At 43.8% G+C, this 19,896-nt stretch carries 7 protein-coding genes; 1 reads left to right on the top strand and 6 read right to left on the bottom strand.

The annotated features are described in order from the left end of the window. Positions 1-482: 482 nt before the first annotated feature. From BGP76_RS05020 to BGP76_RS05005, 4 genes are all read right to left on the bottom strand, one after another. Positions 483-9,038: a BspA family leucine-rich repeat surface protein gene (locus tag BGP76_RS05020; RefSeq protein WP_119843837.1), complete on the bottom strand. Its 8,556-nt coding sequence runs from the start codon at positions 9,036-9,038 to the stop codon at positions 483-485. Between the two features lie 362 nt (positions 9,039-9,400). Continuing rightward, positions 9,401-11,110 carry an alpha/beta fold hydrolase gene (locus BGP76_RS05015; RefSeq protein ID WP_119843836.1) on the bottom strand — a complete coding sequence of 570 codons (1,710 nt, stop codon included), beginning with the start codon at positions 11,108-11,110 and terminating at the stop codon, positions 9,401-9,403. A gap of 270 nt (positions 11,111-11,380) precedes the next feature. Then, a complete protein-coding gene (locus tag BGP76_RS05010) occupies positions 11,381-12,097 on the bottom strand; it encodes a LytTR family DNA-binding domain-containing protein (protein WP_119843835.1) in 717 nt (238 codons plus the stop codon). Positions 12,098-12,099: 2 nt separating this feature from the next. Beyond that, positions 12,100-14,025, bottom strand: a complete 1,926-nt coding sequence (locus BGP76_RS05005) for a tetratricopeptide repeat protein (RefSeq protein WP_119843834.1) — start codon at positions 14,023-14,025, stop codon at positions 12,100-12,102. Positions 14,026-14,243: 218 nt separating this feature from the next. Between BGP76_RS05005 and hrpB the strand changes: the two genes are divergently transcribed. Then, a complete protein-coding gene (gene hrpB / locus BGP76_RS05000) occupies positions 14,244-16,727 on the top strand; it encodes an ATP-dependent helicase HrpB (RefSeq protein WP_119843833.1) in 2,484 nt (827 codons plus the stop codon). A gap of 3 nt (positions 16,728-16,730) precedes the next feature. On the opposite strand, the gene BGP76_RS04995 is transcribed toward hrpB, so the two are convergent. Then, a complete protein-coding gene (locus BGP76_RS04995; RefSeq protein ID WP_119843832.1) occupies positions 16,731-17,921 on the bottom strand; it encodes a hypothetical protein in 1,191 nt (396 codons plus the stop codon). Between the two features lie 93 nt (positions 17,922-18,014). After that, positions 18,015-19,553, bottom strand: a complete 1,539-nt coding sequence (locus BGP76_RS04990; protein WP_255416063.1) for a peptide MFS transporter — start codon at positions 19,551-19,553, stop codon at positions 18,015-18,017. Positions 19,554-19,896 lie beyond the last annotated feature (343 nt).

Here is a 19,896-nt window from a genome sequence, read left to right as displayed (position 1 = left end):
AAATCTTGGGTCGAGAGATTATTTAGTAGATGCTTCATTGACCAAGTGTTACTTGTTCTCTACCCAGAGAGTCCACTCAATAAAAAAAGGGTGACTCAACTAGTCACCCTTCAAATTCATACTTAAATGAATTTGACCTAACCTAACCGTATTCTTATACCTTTTTTCTCTTCTGTTAATTGATCAACTATATCTCCATGATTATGCATTCTCAGTAATCCCCACCCTCCAATTTTTGGTTTAAAAGATCGACCTACCCGCAGACTGCTATCAACAAGTAGCCGATCTTTTTCACTCTATTTGTGCGCATTTGACTTTAACAAAAGTAGTTCACCAGTAAGCTATCACACTGACACAAAACCGCCAAAACCATCTATTTACCCAACTAATTCTATCACAAAACCGACACATGGATGGAGAGATAAAAAAGCGTGACTCAAAAGCCACGCTTCAACATGTGTGTAAAGTGTAAATGCAGAATCCTAATTCTCTTTGACGATTTTATGTGACACTATTCTTTTGTCATCTTGGACAATTAACAAATAAACACCCTGACCTAACCCACTTACATCAAGTTCCAACGCAGTACCCTTTTGTGCGGAGAGTACTTGGTGACCATTTAAATCCATCACATACACTGTGACTTCCTTCAATGACTTCACTTTTAGGATATCATGAACTGGGTTTGGATAAAAACTCCATGCTACCTCTTCGCTAGTACTTAATACTTCCTCCGCCTCTACAGTCACTGTCACAAGCCAATCTTGAATGGTAACCCCATCTTCTGCCGTCACTGTGTAAGTCACCGATTCTGTAAAATCAACTGATGATCCACTAGTAGGATTGCTAATAGCGCCCTCTGATAAGGTAAGCGTAGGTATCAACCCAGTGATATCCGTACCAAAGGCTACTTCGATAGCTACAGTATGATCCGTTGTATTGATAGTAGCTGCTCCTGTTTGTTCACTCAATTCGAATGTCAAAATATCAGTATCCGTATCAGGGTCTTCACTATCTACAGTCACTGTCACGAGCCAATCTTGAATGGTAACCCCATCTTCTGCCGTCACTGTATAAATCACCGATTCTGTAAAATCAACTGATGATCCACTAGCAGGGTTGCTAATAGCGCCCTCTGATAAGGTAAGCGTAGGTGTCAACCCAGTGACATCCGTGCCAAAAGGCACCTCTATTGACACGGTGTGATCCGTAGCATCGATAACTGCTGCTCCTGTTTGATCTGCTAATACGAAGGTCAAAATATCAGTACCCGTATCAGGGTCTTCACTATCTACAGTCACTGTCACAAGCCAATCTTGAATGGTAACCCCATCTTCTGCCGTTACCGTGTAAGTCACCGATTCTGTAAAATCAACTGATGATCCACTAGCAGGATTGCTAATAGCGCCCTCTGATAAAGTAAGCGTAGGTGTCAACCCAGTGACATCCGTACCAAAAGACACCTCTATTGACACGGTGTGATCCGTTGTATTGATAGTAGCTGCTCCTGTTTGATCTGCTAATACGAAGGTCAAAATATCAGTATCCGTATCAGGGGCTTCACTATCTACAGTCACTGTCACAAGCCAATCTTGAATGGTAACCCCATCTTCTGCCGTCACTGTGTAAGTCACCGATTCTGTAAAATCAACTGATGATCCACTAGCAGGATTGCTAATAGCTCCCTCTGATAAAGTAAGCGTAGGTGTCAACCCAGTGACATCCGTACCAAAAGGCACCTCTATTGATACGGTGTGATCCGTAGCATCAATTACTGCTGCTCCTGTTTGTTCACTCAATTCGAATGTCAAAATATCAGTATCCGTATCAGGGTCTTCGCTATCTACAGTCACTGTCACAAACCAATCTTGAATGGTAACCCCATCTTCTGCCGTCACTGTATAAATCACCGATTCTGTAAAATCAACTGATGCCCCACTAGCAGGGTTGCTATTAGCGCCCTCTGATAAGGTAAGCGTAGGTATCAACCCAGTGACATCCGTACCAAAAGGCACCTCTATTGACACGGTGTGATCCGCAGCATCGATAACTGCCGCTCCTGTTTGATCTGCTAATACGAAGGTCAAAATATCAGTTGAAGTATTCGCCGCTTCTGTGACGGTCACTACCCAGTCTTGTGTGGTAGTGCCATCCTCAGCTGTCACGGTATATGTCACCGCACTGCTAAAATCAACCGATGTACTACTAGCAGGGTCGCTCGTCGCTCCAGATGACAAAGTAAACTCTGGCGACAATGCACTCACATCTGTCCCAAAGGCTACTTCTATAGCTACAGTATGATTCGTAGCATCGATAACTGCCGCTCCTGTTTGATCTGCTAATACGAAGGTCAAAATATCAGTTGAAGTATTCGCCGCTTCTGTGACGGTCACTACCCAGTCTTGTGTGGTAACCCCATCTTCTGCCGTCACGGTATACGTCACCGCACTACTAAAATCAACCGATGTACTACTAGCAGGGTCGCTCGTCGCACCAGATGACAAAGTAAACTCTGGCGACAATGCACTCACATCTGTCCCAAAACCCACTTCGATAGCTACAGTATGATTCGTAGCATCGATAACTGCTGCTCCTGTTTGTTCACTCAATTCGAATGTCAAAATATCAGTTGAAGTATTAGCCGCTTCTGTGACGGTCACTACCCAGTCTTGTGTGGTAGTGCCATCCTCAGCTGTCACGGTATAAGTCACCGCACTGCTAAAATCAACCGCTGTTCCACTGACAGGGTCGCTCGTCGCACCAGATGACAAAGTAAACTCTGGCGACAATGCACTCACATCTGTCCCAAAGGCTACTTCGATAGCTACGGTATGATCTGTTGTATTGATAGTAGCTGCTCCTGTTTGATCTGTTAGTACAAAAGTTAGCACTTCAGTGGCGATACTATGAATAGTAATTGCAACAATTTCAGAATCAGAGAATTCTCCATCGCTTACCAATATCTCCACCGAATGACCTCCAGCTTGTTCAGAAGAAGCTGTCCAACTCAAAACGCCTGTAGAAGCATCTATGTTCATTCCTTTATCTTCGGAATTCGAGTCAATAGAATAGACCAATGTATTAGCTGGTAGGTCAACATCCAAAGCACTAGCCGTAAAAGACAGTTCTTCTCCTACTCTACCTGTCTGCGCCCCAATAGCCGTCAATTCCGGTGCTTCGTTCACATCTGTGAGCGCAACAGTGACCTCTTGCTCTACAACTCTAGCTGGCTCTCCACTATCACTAACCTCGACTGTCAAAATGAATGAGGGACTGGTTTCAAAATCAAGGACTGAGGAAGTATTGACTGTTATAGACCCTTCGTTGCTGATAGCAAACGCTCCGCCAGTATCCCCTCCAATAATTGCATATGTCAATGTCTGGAAGCTATCTTCGTCTGAAGCCGTCACTATAGCTACTTCTGTTCCTTCGCTGGCATTTTCTTCCAAGTCATTGATCTCTACATTAGATACGAATGGTGCAAATTCATTAACATCATTCACCACGATCGTCACGGTTTCGATCGTCCCCAGTGCACCTATACCTTTATCTGTAATCCTTACTTGAAGCTCTACCTCTTGGATACTTTCATAATCCAAACTAAACGTCCCAACAGCATCGCCATTACCTCCTAGGGTTATCTCCCCTGTTTCAGAATCCAAAGACACAAGCCCTTCCTCACTGACAGATATGATCTCAAACGAGTCTATACCATCCGTATCATCTGACTCCAAAGTACCGATAACTGACCCTAAAAGAGAATTCTCGTCTATATCAAATTCCGTAGCAAGCAAGCTGGGGAATTGATTGACAAATACGAATACCTCTACTGTGATTATCGTTGACAAACGCCCATCGCTCACTTCTACTTCCAAATCGTAACGCGGGGTGTTTTCTACATTAATTTGACTAGCGTCTATGACAGCAGCTACTCCAGTATTCGGTCCTACAGCGAATGCACCTTCTTCGTTTCCTGACAGAATCGTATAAGTCAATACATCATTTTCTGGATCAGCGGCCAACACACTTCCCAACACATGTCCATTTTGCACAAAGGCACTCATGTTCAAGCGCAAGTCATCTGCAATCGGTGCTTCGTTGACATCTGTCAAATTGATCGTGATGATTTCTTCGTTAAATAATTCTCCAATCCCATCATCTGTCACCCTCACTCGAAGGTCAAAAGATGACTGGGTTTCAAAGTCTAATACAGATTGATCCGTTACTTGTAATTCTCCATCCGTATCTATCGAGAACACATCCCTACCGCTACCTCCTACGATTGAGAATAAAAGCTCATTCTCATCATCATCAGTCGCCTGCACTACAGCTACTACTGTGCCATTTGCAGTATTTTCTTCCAAACTAAAAAACTGTTGAGCGATGACAGGAGGCGTATTCGTGAATGATGAGATGCCCACTGTAGCACTCCCTGAACGTGTCGGGTTACCATTGTCCGTGACCACTACGGTCAATGAATAATCTGTATCGGTCACTAGATTGCTATTGTCAGCAACCGTCAACACGCCTGTCGTTTCGTCTATTCCAAAAATAGAATCGTCATTCCCTACGGTAATGGCAAAGGTATGCGACTGATCAACGTCTTCATCAGCAAAATCAATGGTTCCAATTACTAAACCATTTGGGCTGACATCACTAATATTAAAACTGACATCACTGACCTCTGGTGACTCGTTGACATCATTTAGGTTGATAGTAACCTTCGCACTACTCGCAAGTGGGAGTTCTAGGTCTTGATCTGTGACTTCTATCTCTAGGATGAAAACGGATTGCTCCTCAAAATTTAATTGCTCTGACGCATTGACTGTGATTTCACCTGTCGAACTCATCTCAAAGGCAGACCCTGTATTGCCACCAATTATCGCAAAATCCATACCGTCATCGTCGGTAGCGACTACTTGTATAACTACCGTACCATTCGCTGAATTTTCATCCAATGTGATCTCCTGATCTGCTATTACTGGAAATTCATTGTCTACTATATTTATCGTAACGATACCTGTAGAAGTCAACGCTCCTGGCCCTTGGTCTGCCGCCTGTATGGTCAGTTCAAAACTGGTAGTAGCTGATGCTTGTAGAACAGTTTCGTCAATAACAGTTATTCCGCCAGTAACTTCATCGATAGCAAAGATTCCTTCTTCATTACCTGCAGTAATACTATATAGCTGTTTATGTCCTTCTTCATCACTGGCAATCACCGTTTCTACTAAACTGCCGTTGGTACTAAAGCGGCTCATCGACACCTCAGCATCTTCTACAGTAGCTGCGGTATTGGATCCATCATTGATCTGAATAGTAAACGTCCCTTCTTCATCGATACCATTCCAAAGCTGTAATTTATAATCTGTATTAGGTTCAACATCCATCGTGAACGTACCCTCTCCCTCACAAATATCCAGTGATTCTCCACCACATGTTTCATATCCGTCGATTTGTATGGATTCTGCCACTACCAATGGACCGTCTGCATCAGTATCTGTCAACGCCACCGTAACAGACACCTCTACATTAGTACCCGAATTGAATCGATACCATACGTCGTTTATAGTACCGTACTGATCACACTCTTGGGTTTGAGTAAAAGCGGTCGCATGCGCATTGGTTCCATTTGTAGGCGTTCCCGTTCCTTCTGCAAATACCGTAAGCACTTCTGCTCCTGAGCAGTTGTCATTGGCTGGAGGTGGGGTGGTGGGCACACTTGATGTGATTAAATCAAACTCACCTTTAGCGTCTCCATACCCATCCACTAACACAAAGTATTCTTCGTCTAATACGGAATTGAAACTTAGCCTAGCTAAATAGCCATCACCTCCACATTCGGCTTGCTCTCCATCCTCATTTCCTGCCAAACATACCAGACCTGTAGTACAAGATCCTGTATACACGCTCAAACTCGTATCATCAAAATCATATTTATCTCCTGTGCAGGTGTTTAATGTAATGGTTTCGCCATTTCCCACCAATTTATACCAGACGCCAACCGATATCCCTCCATTTTCGCCATCATTATCATTTCGCACTTCGTTATTACCACAACTTGAAGCCACCGCTGCATCGTTGGAGGCAAAAGTCGTATTGCCAGACACGGTCTCTCCTATGGTGACTGTGATAGCATCTGAGCAGAAGTCGTTGCTTGGCACGACATTCACCGTGACGATCCAATCCTGCGTCGTGGTTCCATCCTCGGCAGTGACAGTAATGGTAACAGGATCGGTAAAGTCTACCACCTCCTCATTAGCCGGTGAAGTAGTTGCTCCAGGAGAAAGCGTCATCAAAGGTTGCAAAACACTTACATCCGTGTTTTGAGGAAGTACAATCCTCAAGGTATGGTTGGTAGTATTTACTGATGCAGACTTATTGAAGTTCAGCATTGCCAAACTAAGAATATCTGTTTCGCTGGAGCAAAACTGCCCATCATCTCCGATAGTCCAGCCATGGTTGTCGATTAAAGCCTGTCTGGCCTCTGCTCCTTTGCAAAAAGTGATGTCCTCTGCGTCCAAGGACACGTTATCATGGACTTCTTGAGCAGACCAAGCCATAAGTGCCTTATCATAATTTTGAGGAGACAGCCCTGAGTTAGAAAACATTTCGCCCATGTCTGTAACTGCACCGATTTCCCAAGAACTTAGGTCACTATTGAAAACTGTTGCATTTTTGAACATCTGGGATAGATTAGTAACCTTACTTACATCCCATTGAGAGATATCTTGGTTAAAGGCCTGCGCATTAGAAAACATGTCTCTCATATCCGTGACATTACCTGTTTGCCAACCGCTAATGTCTTGGTTGAAATTTTCTGCACCAGAAAACATCAAAAACATATTCGTTGCTTCATTTACTTGCCAGTTGTCTACGTTTCCATTAAACGCTGTAGCATTTCTAAATGTACTTTCAAAAGTAGTCACCTGACTTACATCCCAGTCACTAAGGTTGCTGTCGAAGGTACTAGCATTATCAAACATAGATGACATATTGGTGACACTACTCACATCCCAATCACTAAGGTCACTGTCAAAAATACTGGCATTCTCGAACATAGATGACATATTCGTAACACTACCCACATTCCAGAGACTCAGATCGCTATTGAAAACACTCGTTCCAAAAAACATCCGTGACATATTGATAACCTGACTGACATCCCAGTTACTTAGATCCTCATTGAAATTTTCAGCATTTTCAAACATTCTGGACATATTGGTGACACTACTCACATCCCAGTCCCTTAGATGACCGTCAAAAACACTGGCATTCTCGAACATAGATGACATGTTGGTAACACTACCCACATTCCAGAGACTCAGGTCGCTATTAAAAACACTCGTCCCAAAAAACATTCGTGACATATTGATAACCTGACTTACATCCCAGTTACTAAGGTCCTCACTGAAACTTTCAGCATTCTCAAACATTCTGGACATATTGGTAACCTTACTGACGTCCCATGTACTGAGATCACCATTAAAATTCGTTGCTTGAAAAAACATTTGGCTCATATCATCTACCTGACTCAGGTCAGGTAGATCTGTGGTACTAAAATCAGCACCTGGCCATTCATTAAAACTTTGATAAAAGCTTTCCCATACAATATCTCCCCATTGCAAAACGTCCAGCAGCTGATCCTTGGGATAGTTGCCAGTCAAATGAGAGAAACCTCCAAAAACCTCAAGGGTGTACGTTCCTGTTTCTGAGAAAACAGTACTGAAATCGCCATCTTCAGACCGATGGCTACCAAAGTCTGTTACATTTCCTTCATCATCTTTCCAGATATAACTAAAATCATACAGAAGGTCGTCATTGAGCCCAATGGTAATATCTTCTTCTGCTGTCACAGACCATGAGGTGATAAATGGGCGCTGACTAGTAACACTCATACTGACTGTCCAATCCTGTAAAGTTGATCCATCTTCGGCTGTAATCGTATAAGTCACAGCATTGGTAAAATCTTGCAAGACACCACTTTCAGGATCGCTTATTGCTCCTTCTGACAATGTCAATACAGGCAACAAAGTGGTAACATCCACCTCTGAAAGCACCCCAAGTTCTATCGTATGATTACTATAGTCGATCAATGCTTCATCTACCTGACCTTCAGAGAGTTTAAAAGAAAGAATGTTAGTAGCTTGATCACAGGTTCCACCATCTGTGATCGTCCAATTAAAATCTTTGACAAGCCTTTCTCTTGCTACTTCAGCCTCCGTGCTACAGACTTCAATATTTCCTATACCAAATTCGACTCCCCTCTTTACCTCCTGTGCTGCCCAACTGATTAATATATCATCATAAGTAGCGGTTGAGATAGAAGTACTATTAAAAGTACCATTAAACCTTGATGCATTACTGATGTCCCATTGGCTTAAACCATGTCCCTCAAATTTATTGGCACCATTAAACGAGTTCCCGAAATTATCGACCCCTGTCAGATCCCATGAACTTAAATCAGAATTGAAGGAACGAGCACTCTGAAAAGCCTCATTAAATTTATTGACATGACTAACATCCCAGTGGCTGAGATCTCCATTGAAACTACCTGATTGCCGAAAAATCCTAAAAAAGCTCACCCCATCACTACTCAAAATGGGTGCGTCAATAGCAGAAAATGTACTTCCTCCCCAATTTGCAAAGGTTTGATCGAAACTCCCCCAGACAATATCCCCCCATTGATTTACATCCACCAATTGGCTCTTGGAGTAGCCTGTAAGATGAGGGAATGCACCTGCTATATACAACGCAACAGTATCAGGTTCAGTAAGTCCAAAAGCAGAGAAGTCACCCGCCGAAAACACGGTAGCAAAATCACCATCTACCGACTGGTGTGCACCGTCAGATATAGTGTCCCCCTCATGCACCCATGCATAGGTAAAATCATAGGTAAAATTCGTATTCAGTGCAATGGTCACACTTTCATCAATGGCACTCAGTTTCCATGATGAGACAAATGGTTGAAAATCTTCTTGAGCCAATAGCGGTTGAAAAAGCATGAGACTCAGGACAATAGATAGAAATGAATTTTTCATAGCTGTCTGTATAATTTTAGATGGATCATTATTTAAATCTTAGTTGGTTAATTGTTGTAAATGAAGAAATCCATAGCGCATACCATTCAGGACATACAAAAAATGCCCTCCATGCTGTCGCTACTACGCGTTAAAAAAAGGGTGACCCTGATAGTCACCCAAAAGCCAAATCCACTGGATTCAACCAAAACGATTTTGTGTTGTGGGTCTTGATTTTTATCATACTACAGCTCAGTTTACATGAACCAGTACTCTCATTTTTCAATACATTCAATGGAAGTAAAATTAGGGTGATCAGCTACTAACGGACTATCACAAATCCGCCGAATCCTTTAACAATTCCGACACAGAAGCCCTCTCACTTACAGCATATCTGATACTGCTATGGTTTTAGCAACCGACGCGTACTGATTTTCTTTTTGCAACAACTCTGAGGGAGACAAGTCAAATTCTTTCTTAAAACATTTAGAAAAGTAGGATGGGTTGGAAAACCCCATTTTAAAAGCGATTTCGGTGATATTGAAATCATGACGGCCAAGAATCAGTTCTTTGGCCCGGTGAAGTCGTACCGAGTTGATCAGTTGATTGGGAGACTTGTTGGTAATGGCCTTGAGCTTTCGTTGCAACTGACGCTCACTAACGCCCACCTCCCTACATAGCATTTCTACTCCAAAGCACTCATCACTTATATGCTCATCAATACAAGCCAAGATATCCTCTAAAAAAGACCCTCTATTATCGGCCCGTACCCGAACAAAGTCTTGAGTATTATCAACTCCAGTATGATCCATCACGCTAAACAACTTCATCTTGTCGTTCGATACAGTTTCAAAAACTGATTTATCTTCGACGAAATTTAGCCCTGCCCCTGAGAGCAGGTACTTCACCGTTTGTGTAATCAATACTTGATTAGGCAGCGTATGTCTTAGAATTTCATTGACGCATTGCTCTGTTTCATCACGAATAAAATGCGCTTCATTTACTGCTCCCTCTAGAATATGGATGCCTATGGCTAACTTTGCTACAGAACGCTTCACTGCCTTTTGTAATTCTAGACTACAGTGTACCGCCTTACTCGGCCCCTCGAAAGTTGCAATAAAAACACCTTGATCATATTGGATAATACTTCCACGATACTGCGTCACAAATTGACCAACTATATCTTGATGACTCATGTCTTCTGATGGAAGAACCCGTCCAGCCAAGATGGTAAGAAGTCTTTTTTGATAATTCCTCTTTGGTGTCACATGAGTCACAAATGCCCGTATCTCTTCTAAAACCTCTTCGGTATTACCTGCCCAAAACAAGTGATCACTCCCTTCTAACTCAACAAAGATAGAATCCTCTATGCGGTCTGCGACAAATCTTCCTTCTTGTATTTTGACATCTACATCATGCGTGCGCTGCAAGAGCAAAGTAGGTACTTTGATAGAGCCTAGGATATCCACAATATCCACCTCTGTATTCATTTTGGTTAGCACCATGGCGGCACTTGGGCTAGCACCAGATCGAAAATAATTAGCCAACCAATCCATAAAAACCTTATTGTTGGCCTGCGAAGGTGCGAGAGATTCCAACCCCATTTCACCACTCCCCCAGCTGTTTTCGATCATGTCGTAGACTTTCTGACGTTCGTCATCCGTAGGTGCCCATGGGTAGTCAGGACTATATCTTCGTTTGGCAAACACGCCAAATGTGATCAAAGATATCGTTCGGTTCGGGTAAGTCGCTGCAAACAATGCCGATACAGAACCTCCCTCTGAGTGTCCAAACAATACGGCCTTCGGAGAACCTACAGCATCCATCACTGCCCTGATATCATCCATTCGTTCCTCGATGGTTGATAGCTCTACGATACGATCTGATAACCCTGTCCCTCGCTTGTCAAACAATATGACTCGAGCAAACTTGCCCAACTCCTCGAAAAAATAAACCAACTCTGGACATGCCCACATCCAGTCTATATTAGAAACCCATCCAGGAATATAGACCAAATCGATCGGCCCTGATCCATATACTTGATAGGCTATATTGATATGCCCACTCTTGGTGTATTGTGTTGCTGGCTTCATCTACTCAATCGTTCGGTGTACAACGAGCAAATATCTGAACTAGTATTGATAGGCTATTCCAATTGCCCCTCAGTTGTATAGGAGAATTCCTTGGTTCGGTCATTTTTCTCGGTATTTAGGTTTCAAAACCAACAGTCAAAGAGATAACTCACACATGAAAATGTAGCTATCTGTCTCGCTAATTGGATAGGTGTAAATGCTAAATTACCACCCCAAAGACTCCTTATCTAGTAGACTGGGGCAAACGGAACATTCAGTGAGTAAACGACCCTAAAACACAGTCAAACGATCCATGAAGGACTTTCTATACACCTTACCAATAGGCAACGGGCTGCCGTCGACAAAAACCACACTATTTTCGATACGATCGATTTTCCTCAAGTTCACCAGAAAGGTCTTATGAATGCGGCAATACCCCTGGTTGCTGAGTTTCTCCTCTACATTCTTGAGTGTCTGAGACACTACATGCTTGTCTCCTTCTGTATAAAAAATGGAATAGTTGTCCGATGCTTCTATGTACAATATCTGATTGAAATCTAGTGGTACGATGGCATTCTTTTCCCTGACGAACAAGTTGAGTTGCTCTGTGTTAGGTTTGCTCACACGCTCGATTTTATTTTTGGCAAATGCCATATCCACTGCGACTTGTATATCTTCATCTTTGAAGGGCTTGACGATGTACCCAGAGGGTTCGGTATTTTTGGCACGAGTGATCGTGGTTTTATCATATAGAGATGAAATGAATACAAAAGGTATCATTGTCTTTTGGCGGATGAGCTGCGCGAGTTGAATCCCATCTTTGTCCCCTTTGATCTTGATATCCAACAGAATCAACTGTATGTCATGCTGATCCAAAGCCATCAACGCCTGGTCTGCCGAATCACATATATCCACCACCTCATGTCCCATTTGCTCGAGGCAAATTGCTATATCATCTGCAATAATCGGCTGATCCTCTACGATCAATATTCTTCGTTTTTCACTCATAATTAGAACGTTAGTCTAAAAACAGTCCCCTGATCATGCTGCATCGTGATCGTCCCTCCCAGTCCTCTAGCTATAGATCTTACTATTCTATACCCATACGACTTCAGCAAATCCTCTGGCGAGGCTATACCAATACCATTGTCCGAAACCTCTAATTCGTATACCGCCTCTATTTTGCGGAGAGACAAGGATACCATACCCTGTTCTGTATCAGGGAAAGCATACTTCAAAGCATTGGATACGAGCTCGTTGATAATCAACCCAATCTGAATCGTCGTGTCGATCGATAAGTCTACTACCTCTATCTGACTTGACAACCTCACTCTATCTTCGGACACATCGTAGGATTGAAACAGCGCATTGGCCAACTCTTGTAGATATTCTTTGACATTCACTTGGGACATATTTTCGGATTGGTACAGCTTTTCATGGACCAATGCCATGGACTGTACTCTATTCCTCCCCTCCAGTACGGCTTTCTTGGCCAGCTCGTCATTCAAATATTTGGACTGGATATTGAGCAAACTGCTCACGACCTGTAGGTTGTTCTTGACTCGGTGATGAATCTCACGAAGTAGCACCTCACGCTCGTCTAGTGCCTCAGAGATCGTTTTATTTTTCTTTTCCAGAATGGATTTAGCTTTTTGGCTCAGTCGATAGTAGCGATAGATCACAAAAACAAAAATCAATGCAATCATAAACCCAGCTATCGTTACATACTTCATCAACCGCTGCTGATCTAGTTGGGCATTGACCGACAGCAATTCGGATTGCTTTTGAAACTCCAGTGAGTCACGCTCCTGCTCGAATGCATAGTTGAGCTCCAATGTCGTCAGTTGCTCCGTCATGTCTTCATTGAAAAGTTCACTATTGAGTTTGAACGTGATCTCCAAATAATGCAAGGCTTGATCAGAAGCACCTTTGGATTTGTACAACTCAAATAGCGACTCGGCTAAACTCATTTTGGAGGTTTTTAAATCATACTCTTCTGCTAGCTCATACCCCTCTTTCCATTTTTGCTCGGCAAGATCGTATAGTCCCTGCTTAAAATAGATTTGTCCCATAGAATACAAAGATTGACAAACGCCCTCTGGGATATGACAAACTATAGACCAGTCATAGCTAATTTTCAAGTACTGAAGTGCCTCATCCAACCTGCCCAACTCAAGGTAGGTATGCCCTATATTTATTGCTGGATATGGCAACCTACATGACTCGCCCAGCGAATCCAACAGTCTGTAGGATTTCAAGCTATAGTCTAGCGCTTCTGAATAATTATCGACACTCATATGGATCAGCCCAATATTACCCAATGTAGACGCTTGCTCCATCAAAGAACCCATCGATTCTTCTATATCCAGAGTTTGTTGGTAATATCGCAGCGCTTTATCATAGTTGTTCTGGAGACAATAAACGCTACCAATATTATTAAGCACCATAGAAACACCAAGAGAATCTCCCAACGCACGTCTTATCGTAAGCGATTCTAGGTAAGATGCCAGGGATTCGGGATACCTGCTCGTGGATCTATACACTTTACCCCTCGCATTTAACAAAATAGCACTCCAAGCAGAATCGTATAATTGCTCGTTGACTACCAGAGAGCTATCATAGTAACTCAAAGCATATTCAAACTGCCTTAAGTCTTGATGATTTAAGCCCAGCATATAAAAAGCCCTTCTTTTACCTGATTGATCACTGATCCTCTTTGCGATGACCAATGCCTCTTGTGCTGTCCAGATAGAAGAATCATTGCTTTGACCATAATATGCACTAGAGAGCTCATTAAGAACCCGCACCTCAGACGTGTCCCCTTTGTGGAGAGAAAGCGCATATCGCAGACTGTCCATGTTCTCTTGGGGTCTGGCATCATTTGTCATCACGAACATCGCGACAAGCAAATGCCCGAATAAAACAGTAATTCTCATAGCTGCGAATTGGTTTGGGGTCTTACAATTAATTGAACAGTTCGTTATTGGGTGTTGGAAATTTAAGTCTTACACTAAAGCTAAATTAGATAGTGCATCTGAAATACCATTACTTGTTGTTGCAAAATCAACACTAGAGTACTTAGAAGTTTACACTCCCCCACTTCTTATATACACCAGACTGTGTACTTTCGTAGCTTCATAGCTAAGCGAACAATATGTCTTTTGACCCATATCAGATAGACCTTCCCATCACGGAGGTCATAGCTCCTACCCGACAGCATCTTGCACAGGAAAACACACTCATCGTGCATGCACCTCCCGGAGCTGGCAAGAGTACTTTGCTACCCTTATCACTACTAGAAGAGAACTGGCTCAATGGCAAAAAGATCATCATGCTAGAGCCCCGGCGACTCGCTGCACGATCCATTGCCGTACGTATGTCGGAGTTGATCGGTGAGCCAGTCGGCAAAACCGTCGGGTATCGCATTCGCTTTGACACCAAGGTCAGTGAGCACACCCGAATAGAAGTCGTCACCGAAGGCATCCTCACACGCATGCTTCATAGTGACAATGCCATCGAAGATGTAGCACTAGTGATCTTTGACGAATTTCACGAACGTAACCTACATGCAGATGTAGCACTCGCTCTGTGCCGGGAGGCTCAAAGCATCCTCCGCCCTGATCTCAAGCTCATGATCATGTCCGCTACGCTGAACACCACTGAACTGACGGCACTACTCAAAGCGCCGCTCATAGAAAGCAAGGGACGCCAATATCCAGTCGACGTATTTTATGAAGACCAGCAGGACGAATGGATGATGGCAGAGATCGCTGCACGTATCATCAGTAAGGCCACCAAAAAACACGATGGAGATGTCTTAGCATTTTTCCCTGGTCAGGGAGAGATTATTAAATGTGAAGAGGTTCTGCGCAAGGACATGCATGATTTTGCCATCCACCCACTCTATGGCTCCTTGCCACATGGCAAACAAATGGCAGCCATTCTGCCCAACCGAGACGGCAAACGCAAAATCGTCCTAGCGACCTCCATCGCAGAGACGAGTTTGACTATCGAGGGGATCAAGATCGTCGTAGATACAGGTTTTGGGCGTACATCCAAGTTTGACATCAAATCGGGCCTATCCAAACTAGAAACCGTACAAATCAGCCAAGACTCAGCTGACCAGCGAGCTGGACGTGCTGGACGTCTCAGTCCAGGGGTCTGCTACCGACTATGGAGCAAAGCCACACAAGACCGGTTGCAAAAACACCTGACACCAGAGATCATGGAAGCCGATCTCGCCAGTCTCGTACTCGACATGGCGCAGTGGGGTATCAGCAACGTCCAAGAAATGACCTGGCTCACTCCTCCCCCCAATGCCGCTGTGCTACAGGCACGAGAGCTACTACACCAACTCGGAGCACTCGACAACAACAAGATCACACCACATGGGCAACGTCTGCATCAACTTCCCTGCCACCCGAGAATTGCTCATATGCTACGCATGACTGAAGAGCAAGGCCTCATCGCACTCGCCTCTGATATCGCGGCACTACTTGACGAACGTGACCCCCTCGGCAAAGAAGCCGGTACAGACATCAACGAGCGAATCGAAGTACTCCGAAGGTTGAGACGTGACAATCGACTCGGACGGAAATTTTCACGAATAGAGAAAGTAGCTCAACAATACAGACAACTCTTTTCGCTCGACGCAGAAAACGACAGCCACGATCCTTATGAAACAGGCATACTGTTGTCATACGCCTATCCCGAGCGCATCGCCTATGCTCGACCGGGCAACAATGCTCAGTTTCAACTTTCCAATGGAAAATATGCTATGCTCGGACACCGTGATGATCTCGCCAACGAACCTTGGTTGGCCATCGCGCACATGGACGCACGTGACGGGATGGGAAAAATATTCATGGCCTCTCCGCTCAACCCTCGTGACCTGATGCCTATGGTCGAAGAGAAAGAAATCATCACATGGGATACACGACAAGGCGGATTAATAGCCTCACTAGACTTGCGTATCGGTAGCATCACCCTGCGCTCTACCCCGCTATCAAATCCCGACGAATCAAGACTTGTAGAGGCAATCTGCGATACTCTCAAAAAAGAAGGTGAGCGCCTATTGAACTGGGAAGAAAACGTGACCCAGTGGCAAAACCGCGTACTCAGCCTCAGACAATGGAATCCTAACCAAGGATGGCCTGATGTTAGTACTCCTACGCTACTCGCTACTAACCATGAATGGCTAGCCCCCTATCTTGAAGGAATTAAAAAACCAGAAGCCCTTAAAAAGATTGATTTGAAATCAGTACTGCAGCATTCGCTAGCTTATGACCTACAGGGCAAGCTAGATGCGCTTGCTCCCGTAAAAATCAATGTGCCAAGTGGCTCACATATCAAATTAAACTATGCTGCTGATGGCAGTGCACCGATACTGGCCGTTCGCCTACAGGAAGTATTCGGGCTAGTCGACACGCCTAAAATCAATGAGGGAAAAACCAGTGTCTTAATGCACCTTTTGTCTCCTGGCTACAAACCAGTGCAAATCACAAGTGACCTCAATAGCTTCTGGAACAATGCCTACTTTGAGGTACGAAAAGACCTCAGAGGACGCTATCCGAAACACGTATGGCCAGAAGACCCTTGGCAAGAACAAGCCATCAGCGGTGTAAAACGAAAGAAATAGACACTATAAATCCTCAGGCAAGTATTTGACCATCAATGCATCGTATTCTTCTGGAAAATAGGCTTTCAAAACAGCGACATAATAATTGTGCGGTTTGTGTTGATAAAACATAGGAGGCCTTTCGTAATATGATTCATCCACAAAATAACCTTCTGAATCTCTAACAGCTGTTTCGGCCAACGAATCGTAAGACGCTGCTACCCATTCTTTGTACATCCTGGGATAGGCAAACGGATGTAGCGTAATCAGTTGCCCCGTCTGAAAATAGTTGATATCATCTACATAAGGAGGGAATACAATATCTCCTAAATCTTTGGCCAGTCGTTCGCTTGCTGACACACTCATGGATTGAACCCTATTAGTCGCGAACCCTTCAAATGTCTGAACGAATGCACTTTTCAACAATAGCCCTGTATCAAAACCATTTTCATCCTCTAATAGAGAAAGAATTCCTCTTTTTGACAATGCCTTTTCTTCCATATAGTTCATAGGTAGTTTAGGCACTGGATCAGCTGGATTGATCACACGCATACTCCAGCCTGTCTCGGCATATTTCTCATTATATGCCTGCGCAAATCGTTTGTTTCCCACCATGGGGTTAGCAAATGAATAATTCTTGAATTGGTTTCTGGAGGAGATGGTTCCCTTAGGTAGACCATCTAGGTATGCCAACAGCAAGGCAGACAAAGCACCTCCCTGACTATGTCCAGTTAGATAAATATCGAAGATCCCCTGCCTGTTGAGTGACCGTATCTGTTCTAAGACAGATGCATGCAAATATCCCAATCCGAGCATATATCCTGAATGTACCGCAGCTCCCTCAACATTAGACACCACATAGTTGAAAGGTTCGTTCTTTATTTTGATATCCCCAGCAGCAGGGATCATGGCAGAAGTAAAATTCGCCAACCAGCTTTTTTGATCAGCAGTTGATCCCCTAAAGCAAATTACACCATGGTTACCATTGGTATAGACCTGATACTTGTTGTCCATCCCAAAAACACCAGACGTAAAGATTTTTTCATATCCCGAAGGAATAATCACCATATCACTATCGTAGAGTTCGAGGTAGGTAAAACTATTGCACAGCGCAATGAAATCTTTGGCTTCCTGTGCTTTGAACCCTGGATACATCTGAGCATAAAGAGGTAGGCTAAATACTAGAGACAGGAAAAATGCTATAGGTTTGCGCATACAAGTATGGAATGAATTGTTTACATACCCTTAGAAAAAACCATACCAAATTCGCAAACCTGTGTTAGTTAAATATTCTTCAGAGAGAAAGACTTAATGTATACCGTGCATCATCTTTCGCATCAAAGGAGCCAATACAAAGGCCAAAGCAGCACCACTGAGTACTACGAAAGCAATACTCTCGAACCCATCGGTATAGATTTGTAGTGAGACCAAAGGGTCAGCATCTTCGGCAGCTCCTCCCACAGCCAGCAGTTTACCCACTGCTCCGACGATTCTAAACGCAAAGGCAGAAGACAAGAACCATACGCCCATCATGAATCCCACGACTTTCTTGGGAGACAGCTCCGTGACCTTAGACAAGCCTACGGGCGACATAAATAACTCTCCCGTCGAGAACAGTAAATAGCCCAGCAATAAAAACCACATCGGTACTTTACCCAACTCATCTGCGAAACTGCCACTCCAGGCAAAAACAGCAAATCCTCCCCCTAAGAGCAACAGACCGAAGGCAAACTTGAATGGTGTGAAAGGATTGGCTTTAACTTTGGACAACCTGACCCATATCCATGAAAATGGAACTGCCAAAGCTATAATATACAACGCAGTGATGGAGTTGGCCTGTGAGGCATTGATCCCTACTAGGTTCACATTGCGAAGTGCAAATAATGTCAACGTACTCCCCGACAATTCATATCCACCCCAAAACATCGTCATAAACATCGTGAGCAGTACGATCACGAGTAGCTTTTCTTTCTCAGGCCTACTGACCTGAGCCATCGTACTAAAGATCACTCCCAGTATCACGATCAATATCGCATAAAATATATATTCGACAATCTGTCCTTCATAGTGAAAAGTACCCAACAGTGGCAAGGTCATTTCTCCATAGTACATGATCACAGCAATCATAGGTACCAGTACTGTAGCGATGATCGGGACCCAATGTTTAATACGAAAACCTGCGACTGACTTGCTCAGATAAGCCTCATCCGGTGCATAACCATGCGATCCAAACACGCCAGTCTTCAAGCCAGACTGAAATACAATCACACCTGCTAACATACCGATACCTGCCGCACCGAAACCATAGTGCCAACCATAGGCCATCCCTAACCAACCACATAGAAGCGGTGCGACGAATGCCCCTAGATTGATCCCCATATAGAAGATCGTAAAACCTGAGTCCCTACGTTTATCTCCTTCTGTATAGAGTGCTCCGACAAAAGATGAGATATTTGGTTTGAAGAGACCATTGCCTACGATCAACAAAGCCAAGGCCAAGAAAAAGCAGATTTGATTATCAAAGGCTAGAACGAAATGTCCCAGTGCCATCGCTATACCACCTAGCAATATCGCTCTACGGTAGCCCAACAGGCGATCAGCCAACATACCTCCGATCACAGGCGTCGCATACACGAGTGCCCCATAGGCCGCATAGATCGTAGACGCGATCGCATCACGTTCGACCAATGATCGGTAAACCTCCTCGGTCATATAGACCATCAGCAGTGCACGCATGCCGTAGAAACTAAATCGCTCCCATAGTTCTGCAAAAAAAAGGTAAAACAACCCTTTTGGATGCCCCATCAGCTGGGGAGTTTCATGTGCATTCGCCTCGTTCATCGTCATAATCATTTTTTGGTTTGCTAATATATACAATCAAGTCTGATGGTTAGACATTGTACATATAGTTCTTATTATTTCACATATTCCCTTCCTCAAAAAAGGAAAGATGACAGCTATCAATCTAAAGTGGCGTGCATACAAAATCTGATCAGGAAATGTACGACCACAAACCCGCGGGGACTTGAATGTAAACCTGCGCGGGTTTACATTCAAACCTGCGCAGATCTGAGTGTAAACCTGCGCAGGCTTTAGCTCAAACCCGCGCAGGTTATGGACACCCATAACAATGGTCCTGAAAAGAATATAATGATGGTATAAGCAGAATAACCTAACAACAAAAAAGGCG

Origin of the sequence: Reichenbachiella sp. MSK19-1, from assembly GCF_003590315.1 — a bacterium.
In the GTDB taxonomy this organism is placed as follows: Bacteria; Bacteroidota; Bacteroidia; order Cytophagales; family Cyclobacteriaceae; genus Reichenbachiella; species Reichenbachiella agariperforans.
The sequence above is the reverse complement of the archived record's forward strand: the minus strand, read 5'-3'. Positions and strand labels throughout refer to the sequence as shown.